12 protein-coding genes and 1 tRNA gene are annotated in these 20165 nt (G+C 50.3%); 6 read left to right on the top strand and 7 right to left on the bottom strand.

Features of this window, described 5'->3' with window-relative positions:
- Positions 1 to 575: 575 nt before the first annotated feature.
- From recD to C9J01_RS27480, 4 genes are all read right to left on the bottom strand, one after another.
- Entirely contained in the window at positions 576 to 2654 is a 2079-nt protein-coding gene (gene recD, locus C9J01_RS27495; RefSeq protein ID WP_107301252.1) for an exodeoxyribonuclease V subunit alpha, read from the bottom strand.
- A complete protein-coding gene (recB, locus tag C9J01_RS27490) occupies positions 2647 to 6261 on the bottom strand; it encodes an exodeoxyribonuclease V subunit beta (RefSeq protein WP_107301251.1) in 3615 nt (1204 codons plus the stop codon). The genes recD and recB overlap by 8 nt, the downstream gene beginning before the upstream one ends.
- Before the next feature lie 294 nt (positions 6262 to 6555).
- Positions 6556 to 10017 (bottom strand): exodeoxyribonuclease V subunit gamma, encoded by a 3462-nt coding sequence (recC, locus tag C9J01_RS27485; RefSeq protein WP_107301250.1) that lies wholly within the window; start codon positions 10015 to 10017, stop codon positions 6556 to 6558.
- Positions 10018 to 10158: 141 nt separating this feature from the next.
- A complete protein-coding gene (locus C9J01_RS27480) occupies positions 10159 to 11139 on the bottom strand; it encodes a TDT family transporter (RefSeq protein WP_107301249.1) in 981 nt (326 codons plus the stop codon).
- A gap of 130 nt (positions 11140 to 11269) precedes the next feature.
- On the opposite strand from C9J01_RS27480, the gene C9J01_RS27475 reads away from it, so the two are divergent.
- Positions 11270 to 12190, top strand: coding sequence for a LysR substrate-binding domain-containing protein (locus tag C9J01_RS27475; protein WP_107301248.1), 921 nt, complete (start codon positions 11270 to 11272; stop codon positions 12188 to 12190).
- On the opposite strand, the gene C9J01_RS27470 is transcribed toward C9J01_RS27475, so the two are convergent.
- Entirely contained in the window at positions 12187 to 12873 is a 687-nt protein-coding gene (locus tag C9J01_RS27470; protein ID WP_107301272.1) for a DNA-3-methyladenine glycosylase I, read from the bottom strand. The genes C9J01_RS27475 and C9J01_RS27470 overlap by 4 nt on opposite strands.
- A gap of 83 nt (positions 12874 to 12956) precedes the next feature.
- On the opposite strand from C9J01_RS27470, the gene C9J01_RS27465 reads away from it, so the two are divergent.
- The 5 genes from C9J01_RS27465 (at position 12957) to C9J01_RS27445 (ending at position 16769) form a co-directional block, all read left to right on the top strand.
- The gene (locus C9J01_RS27465) at positions 12957 to 13256 is read left to right on the top strand and encodes a YebG family protein (protein WP_039462973.1); all 300 of its coding nucleotides are present in this window, start codon (positions 12957 to 12959) and stop codon (positions 13254 to 13256) included.
- A 247-nt stretch (positions 13257 to 13503) separates the two neighbouring features.
- Positions 13504 to 14535, top strand: a complete 1032-nt coding sequence (gene dapD, locus C9J01_RS27460; protein ID WP_107301247.1) for a 2,3,4,5-tetrahydropyridine-2,6-dicarboxylate N-succinyltransferase — start codon at positions 13504 to 13506, stop codon at positions 14533 to 14535.
- Positions 14536 to 14783: 248 nt separating this feature from the next.
- A complete protein-coding gene (locus tag C9J01_RS27455; protein WP_107301246.1) occupies positions 14784 to 15083 on the top strand; it encodes a hypothetical protein in 300 nt (99 codons plus the stop codon).
- Positions 15084 to 15186: 103 nt separating this feature from the next.
- Complete coding sequence (locus C9J01_RS27450) at positions 15187 to 16386, top strand: multidrug effflux MFS transporter (protein ID WP_107301245.1); 1200 nt, start codon at positions 15187 to 15189, stop codon at positions 16384 to 16386.
- Between the two features lie 38 nt (positions 16387 to 16424).
- Positions 16425 to 16769 carry a DUF2799 domain-containing protein gene (locus tag C9J01_RS27445; RefSeq protein ID WP_107301244.1) on the top strand — a complete coding sequence of 115 codons (345 nt, stop codon included), beginning with the start codon at positions 16425 to 16427 and terminating at the stop codon, positions 16767 to 16769.
- Between the two features lie 44 nt (positions 16770 to 16813).
- On the opposite strand, the gene C9J01_RS27440 is transcribed toward C9J01_RS27445, so the two are convergent.
- On the bottom strand, positions 16814 to 19309 hold the full coding sequence (locus C9J01_RS27440; protein WP_107301243.1) for an FG-GAP repeat domain-containing protein: 2496 nt from the start codon (positions 19307 to 19309) through the stop codon (positions 16814 to 16816).
- A 743-nt stretch (positions 19310 to 20052) separates the two neighbouring features.
- Positions 20053 to 20129 (bottom strand) — tRNA-Asp (locus C9J01_RS27435).
- Positions 20130 to 20165: the final 36 nt, after the last annotated feature.

Here is a 20165-nt window from a genome sequence, read left to right as displayed (position 1 = left end):
AAAATTACTTATAAAACCATCACGCTTTTATGTCAAAAAACAAAATAAGATTTATAAATAGCACCGGCAATTTATTGGCGCTCAAAATCAAGACGCGGCGTTTAAATAATCACCAACCATTAATTATAAATAATGACCAACACCAAAACTCGCTTATAAAAAAATCACAGCGCTCAAATTAAGGTCAAATAAAAGCTATTAGTTTATTCATTCTATTACACATAAAACATGTAACAAAACATTTCACAAGAATGGATAGAGTTAAAAAGAGATAAAAAAGAGTTATTTATGACACATTTAACCCACACCACAAATATACCTTCACAGTATAAACACAGCGGGTAATAAAATATCAAATAAATTAAAAAAAGAATTGATAAATAATTAATATAGATATTTAACTATTAATTGCGATGCAAACTTACCGGCAGGGGTAAACATCGGCTTATATATGGATGAAGCTATGAATCTATCCCTACTCACCCTCTCGCTCAATCATGGTATGGTTCATACGCATCAACAAAAACACCAGCAAAATGCTGGTGTTTTTAAACATAAATAGCCATTCTACCCAATCAGAGCAGCAAGTTCGCCAAACCACTCGCCCGTTCCGTCCTCATTGCTACGGATCGATTGAGCACATCCTTGGTAGCAAACATATAGAGCTTGGACTTAGCCCTCGTTACCCCGGTATACACCAACTCTCGCGTCAAGATCGGGCTAAAATCTGGCGGCAGTACCATCAGGGTATCGGCAAACTCCGAGCCCTGTGATTTGTGGATCGTCATAGCGTAAACCGTGTCGTGTTCAGGCAACCGGCTTGGCAACACACCCCGAATGGTGCCGTCAGGCATTTCAAAGTAGACCCGAAGCGGCCGTTTACCCGTCACCGGATCTGCTTCACTGTCGTACATGGCAATCCCAATATCACCGTTGTAGAGCCCCAAACCATGATCATTCTGGCTGATCATAATCGGCCTGCCGACATACCAAGTATCCTCACCGGGGGCGATTTTCCCCTTGCGCGCCAATGCCCGTTCAATACGCTGGTTCAAGCCAGCGACACCAAAGTCACCTTCCCGTACGGCGCAGAGCAATCGAACCTGGGCAAAGGCTTTAAGCACTTCGCCTGGCGCCCCACCCTTTTCAATCGCTTCAAGGTAATCGCTGTAGAAGTTCACCACATTGGTGATCATGGTCTGATAAGTCTCGCTGCCTAGCGGATAGTGCTGAATATCCCTAAAGCCTTGCTGCCAAACCTGCTCAACCTGATACGGCTTGCCACTGTTGATAGCCTTGGCCAGTTGACCAATCCCCGATTGGGCATGGAAGCGGTAACTCTTTTGCAGCATACACAGACTGTCGGCAACCGCTGCTGGGGTTGCTTGTGCCTGCTGGAACTGGAAACCCGTCAACTTGCTTAGCAACTGGCTTTGCGCTGAAGTGTAACCTTGCTCGGCAAAGCCACAGATATCACCCAACACTGCGCCCGCTTCAACGGATGCTAACTGGTCCCTATCGCCAAGCAGAATCAGTTTTGCATGGGCAGGAAGTGCATCAAGCAAACGTGCCATCATGGGCAAATCGACCATCGAGGCTTCATCGACCACCAGCACATCCAGGTGTAGTGGATTGTCTCGGTTATGGCGGAAGGCAACCCGGTTAGGGATAGCACCAAGCAAACGGTGAATGGTGCTCGATTGGGTCGGAATATTGTGTTTGACCGTATCGTCTACCGCAAGCGAATCCACCGCCGAGCCTATCGACTCAGTCAATCTGGCTGCAGCCTTACCCGTTGGAGCCACAAGCTTGATATCAGGTAGCTGAAGCACGCCTTGCTCATCACACTCATTTCGTTGAATAGCCTGAGTAACAAGCGCTGCCAGCAGCTTTGCGACTGTTGTCGTTTTACCGGTACCCGGGCCGCCTGAAATCACCGCAAACTGGCGGGTTAGCGCGACAGCGGCTGCGACCTTCTGCCAATTGAGGCAACTACTCGCAGGAACTAAGGCATCAAGTGCCGCTAACTCATCCACACTACCAGACGACAGAAGTACGGTATCAATTGCCGCCCAGTCCAACACTTGGGGTGTAACAACATCCAACTTGTCACAGACTTCACGCTGCCTGTCCGCTGGGGTGCCCCCAGACTGCGCCAACGTCTGCAAAGCAGCAAACAGATAACGGTAGTCACGGGCAAACAATTCGTTGAGCTTGGCCGCCATCAATTCAGGCTGCAAACCTTGTTCGCCACTTTGTGCCCGCAGCCGCAATTGGTTCGCGACCATTTGCTCAAACTGCCAATAGCGGTTGAGGTAAACCCTGTCGCCATCCATCACCAGCGGTGTAGGCTGGCTACCATCAGAAACAGCCTCCGATTGGGCCAAATGTGCCTGCCATAAATGTGACTCTGGCAGCCCATCAGCCAACGGTAAACTGAGTTTGGCCGGCAAACCAAACAACCTGGCGGTATCAACCTGCGATAGCAGCAGGCAAACATGACCCTGACCTAGCTCATAGCTCGCTAGCGCCGCAATAATTGCCACCAGCGGATCTGCCGCTTGTTTATCACCTTGGGCGACAAATTTGGCAAACTGATGATCCAGCGGACGTAGGTAGCCTTGACGGACAAGGGTTTCAAGGTGATTAAGCATCTGGGGATTCTCCGTCAATTAAGCGCTCCATTTCAGTCAGCAAGGCCAGCGATGGCTTGGCGCGGAAAATACCGCTATCGCTACCGGTTTTCACCCCTCGCAAGAACACGTAATAGACGCCACCGAAGTGGTCATCATAGTTGTAGTTGGCCTTACGGGCCTTGAGGAAGCGGTGCAACGCCAGTGCATAGAGTTGGTACTGCAGATCGTAGCGGTGTTCAACCATCGCCTGATCCAGCATGCCATCCCGGTAAACACTCGGATCGTCACCGAGCCAATTCGATTTCCAGTCCAGTACGTAGTAACGGCCACCGTACTCGAACACCAAGTCGATAAATCCCTTCAGCATGCCGCTAACGGTAGCGAAGCCCAACTCGCCGGCCTTGGCCGACAAATTATCGTGGCGGGCAATCACCTTGTTGAGCAATGGGGCCGAGAGTAGGTTGATCGGCAACATGAACTCCATCTCGGTAAGACGCTGGGATGGGGCAAGCTCACCCAAACGCATTGCCTCACCATCAAGTGGGCACGCTAGCACATCGCTGATCATGGCCTGCAATACAGGAAGCCACTCCTCGTCGTAGTTCTCAAGACGGAGCAGTTCCAAGATCTTCTCTGTCGTCTCTGGGCTGTCGACCGGGGCGGTAAACTCAATTTCTTCAAACAAGGTGTGCAGGAAAGTACCCGGCCTTGCCCCCTTCGGGAAGGTATAGATCGACCTAGCCGGCTCAATTTCCTCATCCCCCAGAGATTCATCGCCCGACGAATCAGTATCGAACCCCGGCAGCTCGAAAGATGCATCATGGTGGCTATGGCCTTGCTTGATAAGCCCCGAATAACTGGTGATCCACCAGCTCCGGTCAATATCTTTATCAAACACTGACGCAGACAGCTGCGGCTTTTCTTCTTCGACCGGCAGCCAAGGGGTATCCGGCAGGGGCGGAGGTGGCAATACGGCCACAGCCTCGGATTGAGAAGCTAATGAATTCATGGCATTGGTTAAATCTATCAAGCCCCCTTCCTGGGCGTTTTGCACCAACCAACCGATCGCTGAGCGGTGCAAGCCTGTCGGCTCCTTACGGCTCAACCCGTTGCGAATTGGCGACATGCCGATATAACAGCCGTAAACCGCACGGGTCAGGGCCACATACAGCAAGCGCAAGTCTTCAGCCAGCCGCTCTTTTTCAGCCAGTTCCATGCTCTCTTCGTTGGCCGCAATATCCAACACCGATTGCTGGCTTTGCTCGTCGTGGAACAACGCGGTACTCGCTTCACGGTAGCTACAAACAAAAGGCAGGAACACAATGTCATATTCAAGACCCTTAGACTTGTGGATGGTAACAATCTGCACCAAATTCCTGTCGGATTCTAAACGCAACTGCTGCTCATCGGCATTGCCATTCGGCTCTTCGATATGTTCAGCCAGCCAGCGTAGCAAGCCATGGTCACTGTCCAGGGTCTGGCTCGCCTGCTGCAATAACTCACCAATGTGCAAAATATCAGTCACCCGGCGCTCACCGCCATTCTGGCTCAGCAAGGTCTCTGGGATCTGACGCTGGGCCAGCATATATCGCAACATCGGCAATACCCCGCGGGTTTGCCATAGCTTGCGGTATGCGCGGAACTCCGACACATACTGCTCCCAGACACTTTCGCTGGTGTTCATCGCGTCAAGCGCCTGTGCCGTCAGGCCAAACAGGCTAGAAGCTAATGCCGCTCGCATATTGCGATCATCTTCTGGGGTCAGTACCGCTTGCAAGAAGCGTAATATATCCATCGCCTCGGTACAGGCAAACACACTGTCACGATTAGATAAATAGACACTGGCAATGCCCTGATCAGCCAAGGTACGGCGCACCAATGCGGCTTCACTGCCGGTTCTCACCAACACCGAAATATCACTGGCATGGATCGGGCGACTCTGCTCACCATCCACCAGTGATGCCTTGCCCTGCTGGGAAAGGGTCAGGATTTTTTGAATTTCTGCCGTGGTCGCCTCGGCCATCACCTGCTGGTAATCACCTTTTTTAATAGGCTCCTCAGCTTCTTGGTGCCAAAAACACATTGCCGGTTGTTTCACGCCATCAAGCTGCCAACCCCTGCCTTGGGCTTTGGGGCTGTGATCAACGGGCAGGAAGGTAATATCCTCATCGTAGATAAACGGACGATCCGGATGCTGGAAGATCCGATTCACCGCACCGACCATTTCAGCGGTCGAGCGCCAGTTAGTACCCAGCGTATAGTGGGCGGTCACCTGGCGACGCGCTTGGATATAGGTAAAGATGTCGGCACCACGGAAGGCATAGATAGCCTGTTTGGGATCGCCAATCATAAACAAGCCACAAGGGCTGCTTTCACCTTCCGGCAGCACTTGTTCTAAATGCTGTTCGCCATAAATCGTACTGAAGATGCTGTACTGCAGCGGATCGGTATCTTGGAATTCATCGATCATCGCCACCGGGAAGAGGTGACGGATACGGCTCGCCAACAAGCCGCTTTCATCTTGGCTGAGGGCCGCAGACAACTGGGTCAACAAGTCATCGAACGATAGCCAACCTTTTCGTTGTTTGGCTTCGAGCAACAACTGGCGGCACTCCTTGATCGCATGAGCCAACAAGGGATCACGTACATTGGGCTTGTTAGCCAATAGTTCGCTAATCGCCACAAATACTGGATGCTCCGGTGGCTGGCCCTTACTGGTCTTGTCAAACAGCACCTGCTGGTCAAACTTCTCCAAAGATTTTGGCAGCTGGTAGCCCGTGTTATCCCGCTCGGCCCACTCTCCCACTTCTGCCAGCGCCTTCGGTAAGCTGGTTTTGGTGTAGCTGCGCTTGTTCACACCTGAGCTGGCAATGATGTCGTGCAGATCACCGGCACTGTCACACCACAACCGCTTAACGTGGTTAATTCGCTGGAGGTTCTCCTCATGAACCTGCTCGAGGCTGCCTGCTAACTCAGGCGCTCGTACCGTTATTTCGGCGCCAGACAAAAACCGGTTGATCTCCGAAAGCAATGCACCGGGTGCAGCCCATAGCTTGCGTACTTCAGCCGCCAGGCTACGCGGCAGCGGATAAAAGTTTCGGCGCCAGAAGTCAGCGACCACCTGTGCTCGGAGATGGCTCTCTTCGGTAACAAATTCATTATTGAACAAACTGCCTGACTCAAAGGCATTCTGGGTCAACATCCGCTGGCAAAAACCGTGGATGGTAAAGATCGCCGCTTCATCCATCTGACGCTCAGCCTGCAGCAAAATTGCTGCCGCTGATTTGTGATCTTTGATATCTTCCAGCAAAGGCTTAATGACGGGATCATTACTGCTGCCACGGCTGAAGGCCAAACGGGCATCATGGATCCGGCGCCGGATACGGTCACGTAATTCTGCCGTCGCAGCTTCAGTAAAAGTCACCACCAAAATCTGATCGACGGTCAGTTCACGGGGGAAACGGGTGCTGTTATCGCCATGGCCAAGCAGCAAGCGTAGATACAAACTAGCGATAGTAAATGTTTTCCCGGTACCGGCCGATGCTTCAATCAAGCGGTTGCCGTGAAGGGGAAAACACATCGGCTCCAGCGGTTCCGGAGTAATGAGAAGTGAATGTTGAGTCATAGAATACGCCGATTCCTGTCAGTGAACAGGGCCACAGTTTCATTACAAAACCCAGCCCGCCCAAAATTATTTTTTGTGATCTAGCACGAATTCAAATAAATATATCGAATTTCAGCGCTAACCCATCTATCAATATGAGAGACGTTTCACGGTTTCCGCCTATCTGGTCCGCTAGTATCTGAGCCACGAAATTTGGTCAACCTCTGGACCGGTGGCCGTACAGCGAACACCCTACAATCAATAATGATTTGCTGGCGGCCACGCTACACCTCCCCTGCTTTATCCTCAGTACGATTAGCCCTGTTCAACCTCTCGCAACTGCTTCATTGCAGGCTTCAATATCTGGTTTTCCCACAGCTGTAACTGCTGAGCCAGTTCGTCGCCCCATTGCGGCCATACCCGGTAGATGTAACTGTTGTTGCCCTCACCGTCGAACATATAGCCACCGTTAAAGGCTTCCGCCCTTTTACCCTCTGCCTTTGACAAGGTGGCATCATCGTCACACCACTGACCTTTCTTATCGATACAGGCTTGAATACCCGCATGGGCAGTACGCGGGAAATACGGTAGGGGTTGAGTCAAACCACTGTCATAGCCTTCAATTAACACACCCAATTGCTCCAAGGCATATTGGGCAGAAACCGGCTCGAGCTGCCAGGCTCCATCGATGCCAATCAGGTAAGTCGGTTGGCTAGGTTTCATGACAGCCAAGCAGAGATGGTCAAGCCAACAAGCCAGAATATCCTGAGCTCGGATTTTACCGGGACGATAACGGACAAGCCCCTGCTGGGTCATATGCTTAAGCCAACCTTGCAGACGGATCCCACGTCCGGCAACCGTTACCACGCAATCGACCTCGACATCTGGCAGTGGCTGGGACATATACTGAACCACGCTATCAGCCAGTTGTTCTATCTGCCCCCGCTCTTCAATCAACTCCAGCTCACCAAACTGGGCAACCGGCAGTCCGCCGGCAGCCTGCTGGTAGCGGGCAAACTGTTCAAACGCCTGATCGCGACTCAGACCTTGCTGGCCTTGCGATTGTTGTCTCTGGCAATCAAGGAATGTTGTTAACAGGGCTTCACGTAACTGGTAGCGACCTAAGCCATCGAGCGCAAACGGCTCATCATCTTCCGGCCCGCCCTGCTGACCATCGAAAAAGACTTTCAACCGGCGGTTGAAGAAATACTGCACAGGCAAGCGCCAGAAGCGCGATAGCTCTGCCAGCTCTAGGATCCCCTCGGCCCGGTCATCACTAAGATCCGGCTCTAGCGGGGCTGACTGGAACATTTCCGGCTCGATAAAGGCCTGGTTGGCTACCGGTAACCATTCTGCAGCATAGCTGTGTCTGCCGCCGCTAAACGCCTGCGGGCTAAACGGCACCAGCGGGTGTGTTTGGGTGAGGCTCGCCACCAGCCGGTTTGCCGATTCATCGACCGGCAAGGCTTCATCACCGGCAAGGCAATAACCTTGCTGGCAATACTCAAGTAGCTCACTGACCAGTACCGACGGCACTTTTTCACTGTTATCTTGGATGGAGCGGCCTACATAGCTGATATACAACGCCTGCTGGGCTGACTGAATTGCCTCAAGGAACAGGTAACGGTCATCATCCCGACGGGAGCGGTCACCATGGCGGTTACGGCCCGCCATCAAATCAAATCCTTCCGGCGGGATAGAACGTGGGTATACACCGTCATTCATCCCCAACAGACACACCACCTTGAACGGGATCGAACGCATTGGCATCAGGGTACAGAAGTTGACCTGCCCGGCCAAAAAGCGTTGGCTAACCCGCTCACCAGATAGTTTGCCGTTGAGGTAATCACGCATCACAGCAGGCGTAATATCCGAATCATACCCGGCATCGTCCAGTTGCTGCTCAAGCTGCTGGAGCTTGTCACGGATCATCCTCAATACCAGCTCACCATCGATATCTACCGCAAAGCAGTCATCAAGCATCTGGTTAAGTACCGCAATCCAACCGGTGATCGGTTGTGGCTGGGCCAACTGCTGGCGATAGCGCATCAAGGTCTCGATAAACAGGCCAAGCTGACCGGCCAATTCGGCATCCAGCCCTTGCACTTCTTCATAAGCCAACACGCCCTGGTACAAGCCCGCTTCTTGTGGCATGGCATAGCCCAGCAGCATACGCTGCAAACCAAACAACCAAGTGTTCTGCTGCTGTCGCGGCAGGGCGAACTCTTCAGCGGTGTCGTCATCCAACCCCCAGCGGATCCCGACTTCCTCGATCCACAGCTTCACCCGCTCGAATTTGTCGCTGTCAAAGCCAAACCGGGCCATGACGGCCGGCACTTCAAGCAATTCCAATAACTCCGATGCCTGACAACGGCTTTCCGGCAATGCCAATAAGCGAAGGAACGCGAGTAATGATGGGTTTTCCTGATCAGCACTGCGATCCGAGATAGAGAATGGGATATAGCGATCACCCGGCGCATTGCCAAACACCGCTTGGATGTATGGGCTGTAGCTGTTGATGTCAGCGACCATGATCACGATATCTCGAGGCGATAACTCAGGATTGTCTGCCAGCATCGCTAACAGGTTATCATGCAGCACCTCTACCTCGCGCATTGGCGAGTGGCAGGCATGGATACTCAGCGAGGAGTCGTCAGGGGCAATAGCCAGTTTGTGGTGGCTTGATTCGGTGATTTCATCATTGATCCGATCATCGAGGTTAAGGATGTCGGCCTGAACCGCATGGAGCAGTGAGTCAGGCTCGATATCGACAAATGCCTCGACTTCATAAGCTTCCATTTCCGACAGCAGGTACAGGTTATCTCGGCCCAACTTGCCCAGCGATGCCAGCAAGGTATTGCCCACCGCCCCTTCATGGGTTTCATCAACCACATTGGCTTCGATATCCCCTTTAAGCGGAGAGATCACTGCGCCATGCTCGCTATGATCGGCACACCACTGCAGTTGTTGGCGCTGCTTGGCTGCCAACCGGGCGAGGAATTTACGATCCCGGACGTCGCCCCAGTAATGGCGGCAGGGGTTGGTAAACATCAAATGCACATCGATATGCTTACCCAATGCAGCTAGTGCATCTAGGTAGCGAGGCGGCAAGGCCGAAATACCAAATACGAACAACCGTTTAGGTAGCCCCTCCGGCAGTGGCGAACCACTTTGCAAGTACCCCTCGAGCGTTTCGATGAAGTTGTCATACAGGTTGGCTCGGTGATACGGCGACTGTCCAAGCGCGAGGGTATGATCATAAAGCGCCTGCCAAAGCAAAGGTTGCCAAGGGTGTTCTTCCACCAACTCAGGATCAATGGTATTGGACTCCCAAGCCTGGATCCACTCCGGGCGATACACCAAATACTGGTCAAAGATATCGGCAATTTTCTCTGCCAACTGATAGCTTTTGACCTGGTTGGGATCATCACTCAAATAATTGGCCAGCGGTGCAAACTCTGGTAGCGATAACTGCTCTGGCAACACCTGAAGCAATTTCCAGGTCATGGCCTCTTTGTTGAAAGCACTACGCGCCGGCACATCACTCAGCACCTTGGTAAACATATTCCAGATGAAAGTTGCTGGCAGCGGGAACTCGATATTGGCCGCGATCCCCTGAGACTTGGCCAGTTCCAGTTTTAACCACTGTGACATACCAGGACTTTGCACCAAGATCTGCTCTTGTTCGAACGGGTTATCGAGGGGTTCAAGACGGACGAGTTCAACAAGCAGGGATTTTAGAAGATCCAGATGGTTGGAGTGATAGACAGTAAACACGTAGGTGACTCACCGGTAGAGGAAATTACCTTTGATTGTCTACCATCAATGGATTAGCTGCAAATTCAAATCAGTAAAAAGCCCAGCGTTGCTGGGCATTTAATCAGATGGCTTTGTAACACCTAACTGAAGGTTGCGATCTTACGCACGGCTTGGTGTCAGGCAGTGCAACAACTGTGAGACTGGGCGGTAGAATGCCGCGTAGCGAAGCGCCACATAGCTTACGACTGCAGTAGCAACATACAACTCCAAATGGGCTAATGATGATACTTGGTTTACATACTCTATATCGTATCCCTGAGCTGTCATCCACGCTGCTGTCTTAAACATTGCTGTGGCACCAATCACCAATGGGAAGGTAAATGCAGCGTAACCCGGGCTAAATGACAAGCGAAGCAAACGAACCAGCGCCAAATAAATCACAAAGGTCATCAGTACTGCAATTCCACCAAGCAAGGCAATCACAACTGGGGATGGTGCTTGGGTCACCGTTAGGTACCCAGCCAGAGACAGACTGGCAGGTGCTGCCATAATCGCAATCGTTGGTTTTGCGGCGTCTGGGATCTCATGGCTGAAAATCAAACGGTATACCATCAGAGGTAGCATGACGGCGTAGATCCCCATACCGAACAATTGCAGGCCCTCTGCCAATGGGCGCAATTCACCGCCAGGAAAAGCAACGTCGGCAACAATAATGCCAATTGGTGGTACGAACCAACTTGGCACCATGTGGTGCAGTTCAAAATCCTTTACACGGTGATAAGTGAACAGCGCCAAGAAAATAAGGTGCAGTACTACGGCCGCTAGCCATAGCGCCTGCCCTGCGATTGGGTAGTAAATACCCAGCGCCTTGGACACCACCATGGTCCCCATGGCAAAAGTGGGTACCACACTGCCCACTACCGGATGGCTGATATCTTGCCACAAAGCCCGAGGGTGAATGAGGAACTTAAACAGCAGTACCACTAACAAAACGCTAGCGATCCCCGCCCCAATGAGTTGTCCTCGTCCACCAAGATCGGCGGCGTTTTCCCAGCACCAGCCAAGGCTTCCGATGCCTAGTGCTAGACCAGCCATTGGAGTTGGAGCGCCCAGCACTTTTTGCTTTGTTACTGTAATCATTTCGTTACTCCCCCAAGGACTGTTACGTCACTACTATTGAACACCCGGGTAGTGTAACGACTGTTTATAGTTTAGGATAATTGAATATATTTAATGCGTAGTTAAGAAAACCAGAACAAGAGCTAATCCGATGAATATCGCCCTACGTCAATTGAAAGTATTTGTCACCGTCGCTCAAGAGCTGACAATCACCGCCGCCGCCGACAAACTGTTTCTCTCCAAGCCCGCCGTCAGTATGGCGCTTTCCGAGCTGGAAAAGCAGCTTGGCCATAAGTTGTTTGACCGCAACAATAACCGCCTGTTGATCAACGAGCAAGGCAAACGCTTACTGCCATTAGCTGATGAATTGCTTGCACGAAGCCAGGATATTGAGCAGCTATTTAGTCAAGAAGGCCCAGTAACCGGTAAGCTCAAAATTGGTTCGAGTGATACCGTTGGCAACCAGGTTACCCCATTCCTGCTACGGGATTTCCGCCAAGATTCAAGCCACTGTGATCAGAGCCTATTTATTGCCAATACTGCCCAGATCTGCCATATGCTTGGTGAGTTCGAGCTGGATATCGGTTTGGTCGAAGGCAAGGTACAGGCAGACAATTTGGAAGTGATCCCTTGGCTTGGGGATGAAATGGTCGTTGCCTGCCACCCCGATCACCCATTGGCCCAAATTGACCAGTTGAGCTTGAGCGATCTTGAACACAGCGAATGGATCCTGCGCGAGCCGGGATCTGGTACCCGAGAATATTTCCTCGGTCGACTGGCACCAAGGCTAGAAAACTGGCACCAAGCCTTTGAACTCAACAACACCGAAGCCATTATCAACTGCACGGCAGCAGGCCTCGGCCTCACCTTGCTCTCCCGCCGCGCTGTTGAGCATGCAGTGAAAGATAACCGCTTGACGATTCTGTCGCTACCGCTTGATATGCATCGCCAGTACTGGTTGCTCTACCACAAAGAGAAGTACCAAAGCCCACTGCTGAAACTGTTTATTGAGTTCTGCCAGCAGTGGAACTCCCCGTTATGCCAAGCCAGCCTTGAAACAGCGGGGGACTAAACGCGGTTATCACCACAGCTAAATGCAATGATCTGGCTGATCTGACATAGCGGTCGGCCAGATTCTTGCTGCCACTCACTAAAAGCGCTCTGCGCCGCCGTCAGCGACTTCTGGGTATCCCGCCCCCCATCAATGATGCCCGTTTGGCGCAAATAGGCTTCAACATCCCCACTTAGGATAAACGTGTCTTTGCCCATAATTCGCAATGTATAGGGGCCCGTATTGCCGCCTAGGCGCTTGCCATGCTTTTTAAGGTAACGCCAAAGGCCGGTAATATCGTCCTGCGGCCAGTTCGCTACCATAGAAGAGAAAGAACCATGCTCCACCGCTGCGGCGTGGATCATATGGGCATTTTCGGGAATGGTCATCACTTTGGCCAAGTGGCGGATTATGGCCGGTTCGGTCGCTTTTCGCTCCCACATTTCGGTTGGCATCAACAGCATCTTCTCGATATCAAAACCGAAAAAAACCTCTTCGAAGTTTGGCCACTTGTTTCGAACTACTTGCCAGCTGATCCCGGATTGGAACACTTTCTGGGTAAAGGCGGCTAACCAACGGTCATCACCGATCTGCTCAAGCTGTTCAGCTGACAATGGGGTCGCCAACATGCTTTCTAGCACAGCCTCTCCGCCCTTGCGCTCCGCGGCTCGGGCATATATTTGCGAAAATTTTTCTCTTGCCATCACATTAACACGCTTATCACTGGACATAGCCCTTAATGCTACTGTATAAACAGCCAGTAAATCAATTTCGGGAGAGGGTGACTATGGCTGTTATCGTCAAATATGTAGTTGAGCGCAACGGAGAAGAAAAGATGACTTTCACCTCTAAGTCCGAAGCCGACGCATACGACAAGATGCTAGATATGGCGGACGAGATGTTTACTTTGCTAAGCGAAAGTGAGCTTTTCGAGGATGAAGCCAAGCAAGAAGAGCTTTCGCTGTTCTTGGCGCAGAAACGTGAAGAAGTGCTAGTTGCACTTGGAGCAAAGAAAAAAGCGGCTCCAAAGAAAAAAGCAGTAAAGCCTGAGCTTGTTGCTGAGCAAAAGGATGACGCTGCGGCTTAATAACTAAGCCAACTCGTTTTCTTCATGATAAACCTCCTTTTTCAGGGAGGTTTTTTATTGCCCATAGCCATATATACCAAGGTTGAATTTATCGACAGCGGGAGCGTTGTCCAATTGTCATAATTTCATCATTTTTCACCGATTGCCCCCTCCCCCCTTCAATATCGACGCAAGTGTCTTTATGATGGGTTCATCACACTTTGCCGATACACGGCATAAATTACTTTGACATGGAGAACCAACAGTAATGGCCAGCTTTTCACTAGCCCTTGGTACTGCAACCAAAAACCGCGATAACAAAATCATCGAAGCGTTTTTCCCAACCCCAATCCTGAACCCAGCTGACGCGCTAGTTGATGCGATTGCCGCTATCGTTGATTACAAGGAAGGTAATCAGGCTATCGAAGTCACAGCTGCCCAGTGCGCCGATCTTGCAGCTGCTTTCAGCGCAGCAGGTGAAGAAGCCAGTGCTAACTTCGCAACTAAAGCTGCCGCATCAGAACAGCCACTTGTTGTTGTGATCCTTGCTGCTGACGAAGCGCCAGCGTCTGTTGCTGAAGGCTTCCTGAAGCTACAACTGATCTCCCACCGCCTAGTTAAGCCACACGGCGTAGTACTGGATGGTATTTTCGGTCTTCTACACAATATCGCTTGGACCAACCAAGGCCCAATCGATCTTCCAGAGTTGGCAGAGCGCCAAATGGAAGCCCGCCTGAACGGTGAAGCTATCACTGTCGATTGTGTCGACAAGTTCCCTAAAATGGTGGACTACGTGGTACCAACAGGTGTGCGTATTGCTGACACATCTCGTGTTCGCCTGGGTGCGCACGTGGGCGAAGGCACAACGGTTATGCACGAAGGCTTTATCAACTTCAATGCCGGTACAACTGGCGTAAGCATGGTTGAAGGCCGTATTTCTGCAGGTGTTGTAGTAGGTAACGGCTCTGACATCGGTGGCGGTGCTTCTATCATGGGTACCCTATCAGGTGGCGGTAAAGTCGTTGTCTCTATCGGCGAAAATAGCCTACTAGGTGCAAACGCCGGCCTTGGCTTCCCTATGGGTGATCGCTGTACAATCGAGTCTGGCCTATATGTAACTGCTGGCTCTAAGGTACGTATGCTGGACAAAAACGGCCAGGAAGTCGAAGTCGTGAAAGCCCGCGATCTTGCTGGCGTATCTGATCTTCTGTTCCGCCGCAACTCAATGACAGGTCAAATTGAGTGCCTGGCAAACAAATCAGCCGTTGAGCTGAACAGCGAGTTGCACAGCAACAACTAATCGCCGATAAAAAACGCCTCTTTTGAGGCGTTTTTTTCATTTCATACCAGCACAATAGATGCTTCCCCTGTCGTGTAAATTTGCCCACGAGCCTGTCTCCACTCTTACCTAGCTTGCCAGTTTTATCTCCACCGTTATTTAGCTGTAACAAAACGGCAGACTCGATCAGTCACAAAGTCTCCTTACCAGATTGCCAAACTACCGGCATTTATGAGAGGGTAACGGCAAACAACAACAAGGAGAGAGAGATGTCATTTTTCTTTGAACGGAAAGAGACTGATAGCCAAGTAAAAATTGTCCTTAAACCCCATTCATTGTATGTCATGCTGTTGATGTTAGCGGTGTGGCTGATAAATGAGATGGTGCTGCATATTATGCCAGTTACCCAAATCATTATGCCGGTGTTTATCGTCTTTATGGTCATCCGCTTCTTCTCCTTAGTCAAAGTCCAAAAAGAAGTTCTGGTCGCCATGAAGCAGGGCAAGGTACAGACCAGCGGTAGCAAATTTTCTTTTGCTAACCCGTTCACCTACACAATCAACAAGTAAATAAATACTCGTTCCCTTTGGGAAATAATCCATTGAGCCCGCGCTGCTTAACCTTCCCCACCTGAGAGGGCATAATTTATATGTCACACAATTGGAGGGGAAGATGGCCGGATTTAATTGGAAACCACTATTACTTGCATGCTTGATTGTTAGCATTGGTCAATTAAGCCTTGGCTTGGTCTTTCCTGCGCTACCCGCTGTCGCCCATTCCCTTGCTCTCTCAACCGAGCAGGTCCAGCTACTAGTCTCCGGATATTTATTCAGCTTCGGTGTCTCACAGCTTGTCTACGGCCCGTTATCAGACGTTTTCGGTCGACGCCCTATACTACTAGCTGGTTTATTGATTGCTGCCTCAGGGCTGGCTGTCGGGGTTTTACAAGCAGGATCTTTCCATTGGTTACTGATCGGACGGATCATCCAAGGAATGGGAGCAGGCAGCGTGGCCGTACTTGCCCGCGCAACAATCCGTGACAGTTACCAACGGCAAGATCTGGTCAAAGCGATGACTTGGCTCGCTATTGTCGCGGCCTTTACCCCAATTATGGCACCGGTTATCGGCGGTATCGTCAACCATCACTTTGGCTGGCTGACTGTCTTTGTTATCTTACTCGGCTACATCGCGGTGGTCTGGTTATTACTACTGCTTAGCTTCAGTGAAACCCTGTCAACAACCCAGCGCCCACCGTCAGTCAGCCAACTGGCAAAGTCCTACCTGTCGTTGATTCAAGAGCGCCACTTCCTGTCTTTTGCCGGCATAGGCTGGGTTAACTTCGCATTGGTTGTCCTGTCTATCTCAATGATGCCATTTATCATGCAGGTCCAAATTGGCATGAGCTCTGAGCGCTACGCCCTTTGGGCGATGGGGCCAGCATTCGGCTTACTTTGCGGTGGTCTGGTTTGCCAGCGGCTGCGCCCGCGATTGGGCACACAAAAAATGCTAATGCTCTCTCCACTGCTGCACTTTGTTGCCGGCTCAGTGCTGATAGCTGCCCCACTTTCACCTATTTGGATGGTCAGCGGCCACTTCCTGATGGCAATGGCCAACGGTATTGCCTTCCCGTGCGCCCAATCGCTGCTGCTTGTTCCTTACGGCAACAAGGCAGGGACCGTTTCAGCCTTATCAGGCGCCTGCCAGATGGTATTTGCCTCCCTGCTCAGCAATGGGTTGCTAAAGCTTGGGATCAGCGAAGCCTGGCACCTGGGCGGTATTATGGTCATTGGGGCAGGCCTAGGATTATTACTCGCCATGCTCGGCACAATGAGCGAAAGCGGCCGCCGGGCAGTGGCAACTCTCAACGGATAAACCATAATTAACTCAGTTCTTTAAATTGAGGGGTCACCATGGCTAGGTTACTGAAAGTATGCTTGATAGCGGTATCGGCTATATTGCTGGGGGCCTGCTCGAGCCAGTATGAAGCCGATTTGGCGAAAAACAAGCAATGGGAAGAGTTGGGGGCCTACCATGGGGAGCAAGGCTACCGGGAACTGACTGAAGTAGATATCGGCAAACGGGGTGGCTATGCTGAAATCGACTACGAAAAATACCGTGCCGGCTACCTCAAAGGACGGTTTGACTACTGCGCGGGGAAACAAACGGTCGGTACGGTGATCAACCCCGGCTACCCGGATGACTGTATGGACGGTGAAGGGAATTCGAGCTTTGGTCTAGTTGACCGGGGATATTAGGATTTTCGTATCAAAAAAATGGCAGCCAAGGCTGCCATTTTATATCAGTGAGTCGCTGGCTGATTTAAGTAAATATGTGCATCATTTGTCCACGACGAAACTAAATCGACGTCATAATCCCCGTCAAGATCATCTGCGAGCAAGATATCTGAACTACGGCTCTCATCAATCACAGACAACTCAAACTGCCCAGTACCATCATTAATATATTGATGTAATTGATTAGTTCCAACAACAGAAGTCGCGATAACAATATCTAAGGCACCATTGCTATTCATATCCGCCGTAACAGCTGCGCGAGTATTACGGCCAAAATCTTGCTGGCTTAATACAAAGTTTCCTTGTCCGTCGTTGAAATACAGTGCGTTTTTAATATCTCCAGAAGATTTCCCAACGAATAAGTCAACATAACCATCACCATTAAAGTCTCCAGCAACTTTTATTTGACCATTGCTTCCACCTGGCGAACTAGACAGGTGTTCGAAAACAGCCCCACCGTCATTAATGAAAATATCCTCTGCGATAATATCCTTATAACCATTGTTATTGATATCTACGACGACGAACTGATCACCATGTGAGGTCTTTAGCAACTGCTCTGTCGACGAAAACTCTCCATCTCCATTATTTAGCAATATGTTTAGGCCATAGCGACTCTGCTTAACGACAAGGTCAAGCTTCCCATTATTATTAACATCTACTAACTGGCCTAATCCTGATGTAGTTGAGTCTGACTTCACCACTGCAAATTTTTGTCCCGCGGTAAAACCACCCTTGCCATCATTAAAATACACTTGATGGTAGTTCAGCCCTTCATCTTCTTGCATGCCACTCAGAGCAACGAAGTCCTCCCAACCATTACCGTTAATATCGCCGATAATAATTTCCTTAGCCTGGTAGTTAAGTGGGATGGCCTTAAATACCCCGTTAAATTGCCCTTTGCCATCATTGAATAAAATATTGATTGATTTGCTATCAGTTGATACTGACCAATAATCGGCGAATCCGTCTCCGTTCGCATCAGCAAGGGCTGCATGATCATTCCATTCCGGTAATTTAATCTCTTGAACTAGTTTAAAGTGGCCATCACCAAGCTCTTTATTTCTTTCTAGGCGTAACAGTTCATTCATTACAGAAAGAGGCTGAACCTCCACATTTTTATCTGCTGTCCACTGTTCTTGTACCGCTTTGATCTCATGTTCACCCGCTACCAAGTGTAGCTTGATAGACCCCGTTGAATACTGATCGCCCGTCAGACCAACAAGATCATTATCAACATAAACTTTTGCACCAATCGCTGGCTGAGAATACTGATCCAACACACTCAGCATTAATGTACCCAGTACACGCCCAGAGATAATACTTTCGCGCTTGAGTTCAAGCTTACAGCCTAGTGTTTGATTCAGGACAACGTTGATTGACGTGTCACATTTGGCAAACGGGGCACCATCAAACTGACTTGCCGCTTCGCTCATTTCATGGAAAGCCAAGTAAGCGCTAACAGCATCCTGACCGCCGGTCTCAAATAGTGCACTGGCTTTATATGTACCGTTATCATCGTAGACATCCAGTTGTTTTTCTTGCAACGGTGCGCCATTACCACCCAAACGTACGATCAACGCCAATTGGTCGGCTGAACCAACCTCCGTTACGACTTCCTTTGGTACGATGAAGGTAAAAGTGCCTTGGTCCTTTAGCTCGCCTAAGTCGAGTTCGACATCAGCCTGCAGCGGGATCACATCCATCTTGGCATCTTCGCCTTCAGAAAAGTTAATGGTGTTCTTCTCGTCTTGGTTTTTACCCACCATCAAGTCGCCATCATATAGACGCATTGCTAGGGTGTGCTCTCCCGGCTCAACAAAGATCAAGGCCTCTGCGATACCCGTTTCCTTATTGATGGTATAGACCGTTTCATCGGAGCCATTAAGCGACAAGCCAAATTGAGGATTGGATAAAGAAACTAATTCCTCTGCCGGCCAGGAGAATATTAGCGTAGAAGCATACTGGATTTCGTCAAAGTCACTGATGATATCCCCTAGGTTAGGCTTCAAGACAAAATTAATTTCAGGTGTTTCACCATCAACAATTTCCTCACCTAGAGCTTCTGCTACATACTGGCTTTTCTTGGCGTCCTTAGCCGTTGCCATCAATAGGAAGTCATAGCTACCCGGCTTCAAGGTTAAGGCGCGGTGTGAAATCGTCTCGACGTTGCCTTCGCTGTCCACCTTCTGGGTCATCGGCCAATCAAATTCTTGCTGCTCACCACTGAGGATATTTGTTACCTGCAGTTTACCGTCATAGCTTTTTGACTGGCTCGCCTGCATCACTTTTTGGGTCTGCTGACTCGCTTTGAATGCAACGGGGGTCGGCTGTGCTTTTTCAATTGTCTGAAGATAGGTCGCTGCAAACTGGGTATTCACTACCAACTTATCATCTGCAACCTCTGCATCTTTATTAGCCTTATTACTGCCTTCACCACATGCCATCAGCGCAGCACTCAACATCGGCACTGCCAGCCAGCGTTTAGTTTTTATGTCCATATTTATCCATGAGTTAAAATCAAAAAGCGCGCAACCACACGCATAATAAAGCCATGGAAATTATCATAAAAACCATTAAATACAATAATTTATCACCTCATATTAAAAGTAAATTATTGATTGCATGTTTTGCACTCAGGGTCGATTCCAATTGGGTATATATCGATGGGTTCGCATACTTTACAAGACATGAGGCTTGTGGAGATTTAGCTGAGGTTATGCAGGTAACAAGAGGCTTCTGATCTTCTGCTTTTCCCCAAATCCAGAGCCCGCTCTTCCAAGGACCTTACGTTTTACCGAAGGCCAAAACGTAAAAAGCCCGAGTCTTTCGACTCGGACTTAGTATAAGTGGCAAAGGACTGGGATTACATTACAGCCCTTCAGGAAAAGAAAGGCTTTAGCTCTTATGCTCTTATTCTTTTCCCCGAACCTAGGGCCCGCTCTTCCCAGAGCCTTTCGTTTTGCCGAAGGCCAAAACGTAAAAAAGCCCGAGTCTTTCGACTCGGGCTTAGTATAAGTGGCGGAGGGCCGGGGTCGCGCACGACCGGGACTCAAGCCGAAGGCTCGTGAGAGTCCAATCTAAAACCTGTAAACGATAAAAAGCCCCGCTGTTTCCAGCGAGGCTTCTTAATAAGTGGCGGAGGGCCGGGCTTGCGTACAAGCGGGACTCATTCGCCTGCAAGGCGAACCATATCCGACAGATGTAAAAAAGCCCGAGTCTTTCGACTCGGGCTTAGTATAAGTGGCGGAGCGGACGGGACTCGAACCCGCGACCCCCGGCGTGACAGGCCGGTATTCTAACCAACTGAACTACCGCTCCACTCAAATCACCGTGTGTTCAGCACGATAACTTAAA

The organism is Photobacterium rosenbergii (assembly GCF_003026455.1).
Classification (GTDB): Bacteria; Pseudomonadota; Gammaproteobacteria; order Enterobacterales; family Vibrionaceae; genus Photobacterium; species Photobacterium rosenbergii.
Note: the sequence above shows the minus strand (reverse complement) of the source record. Positions and strands in the feature narration are given on the sequence as shown.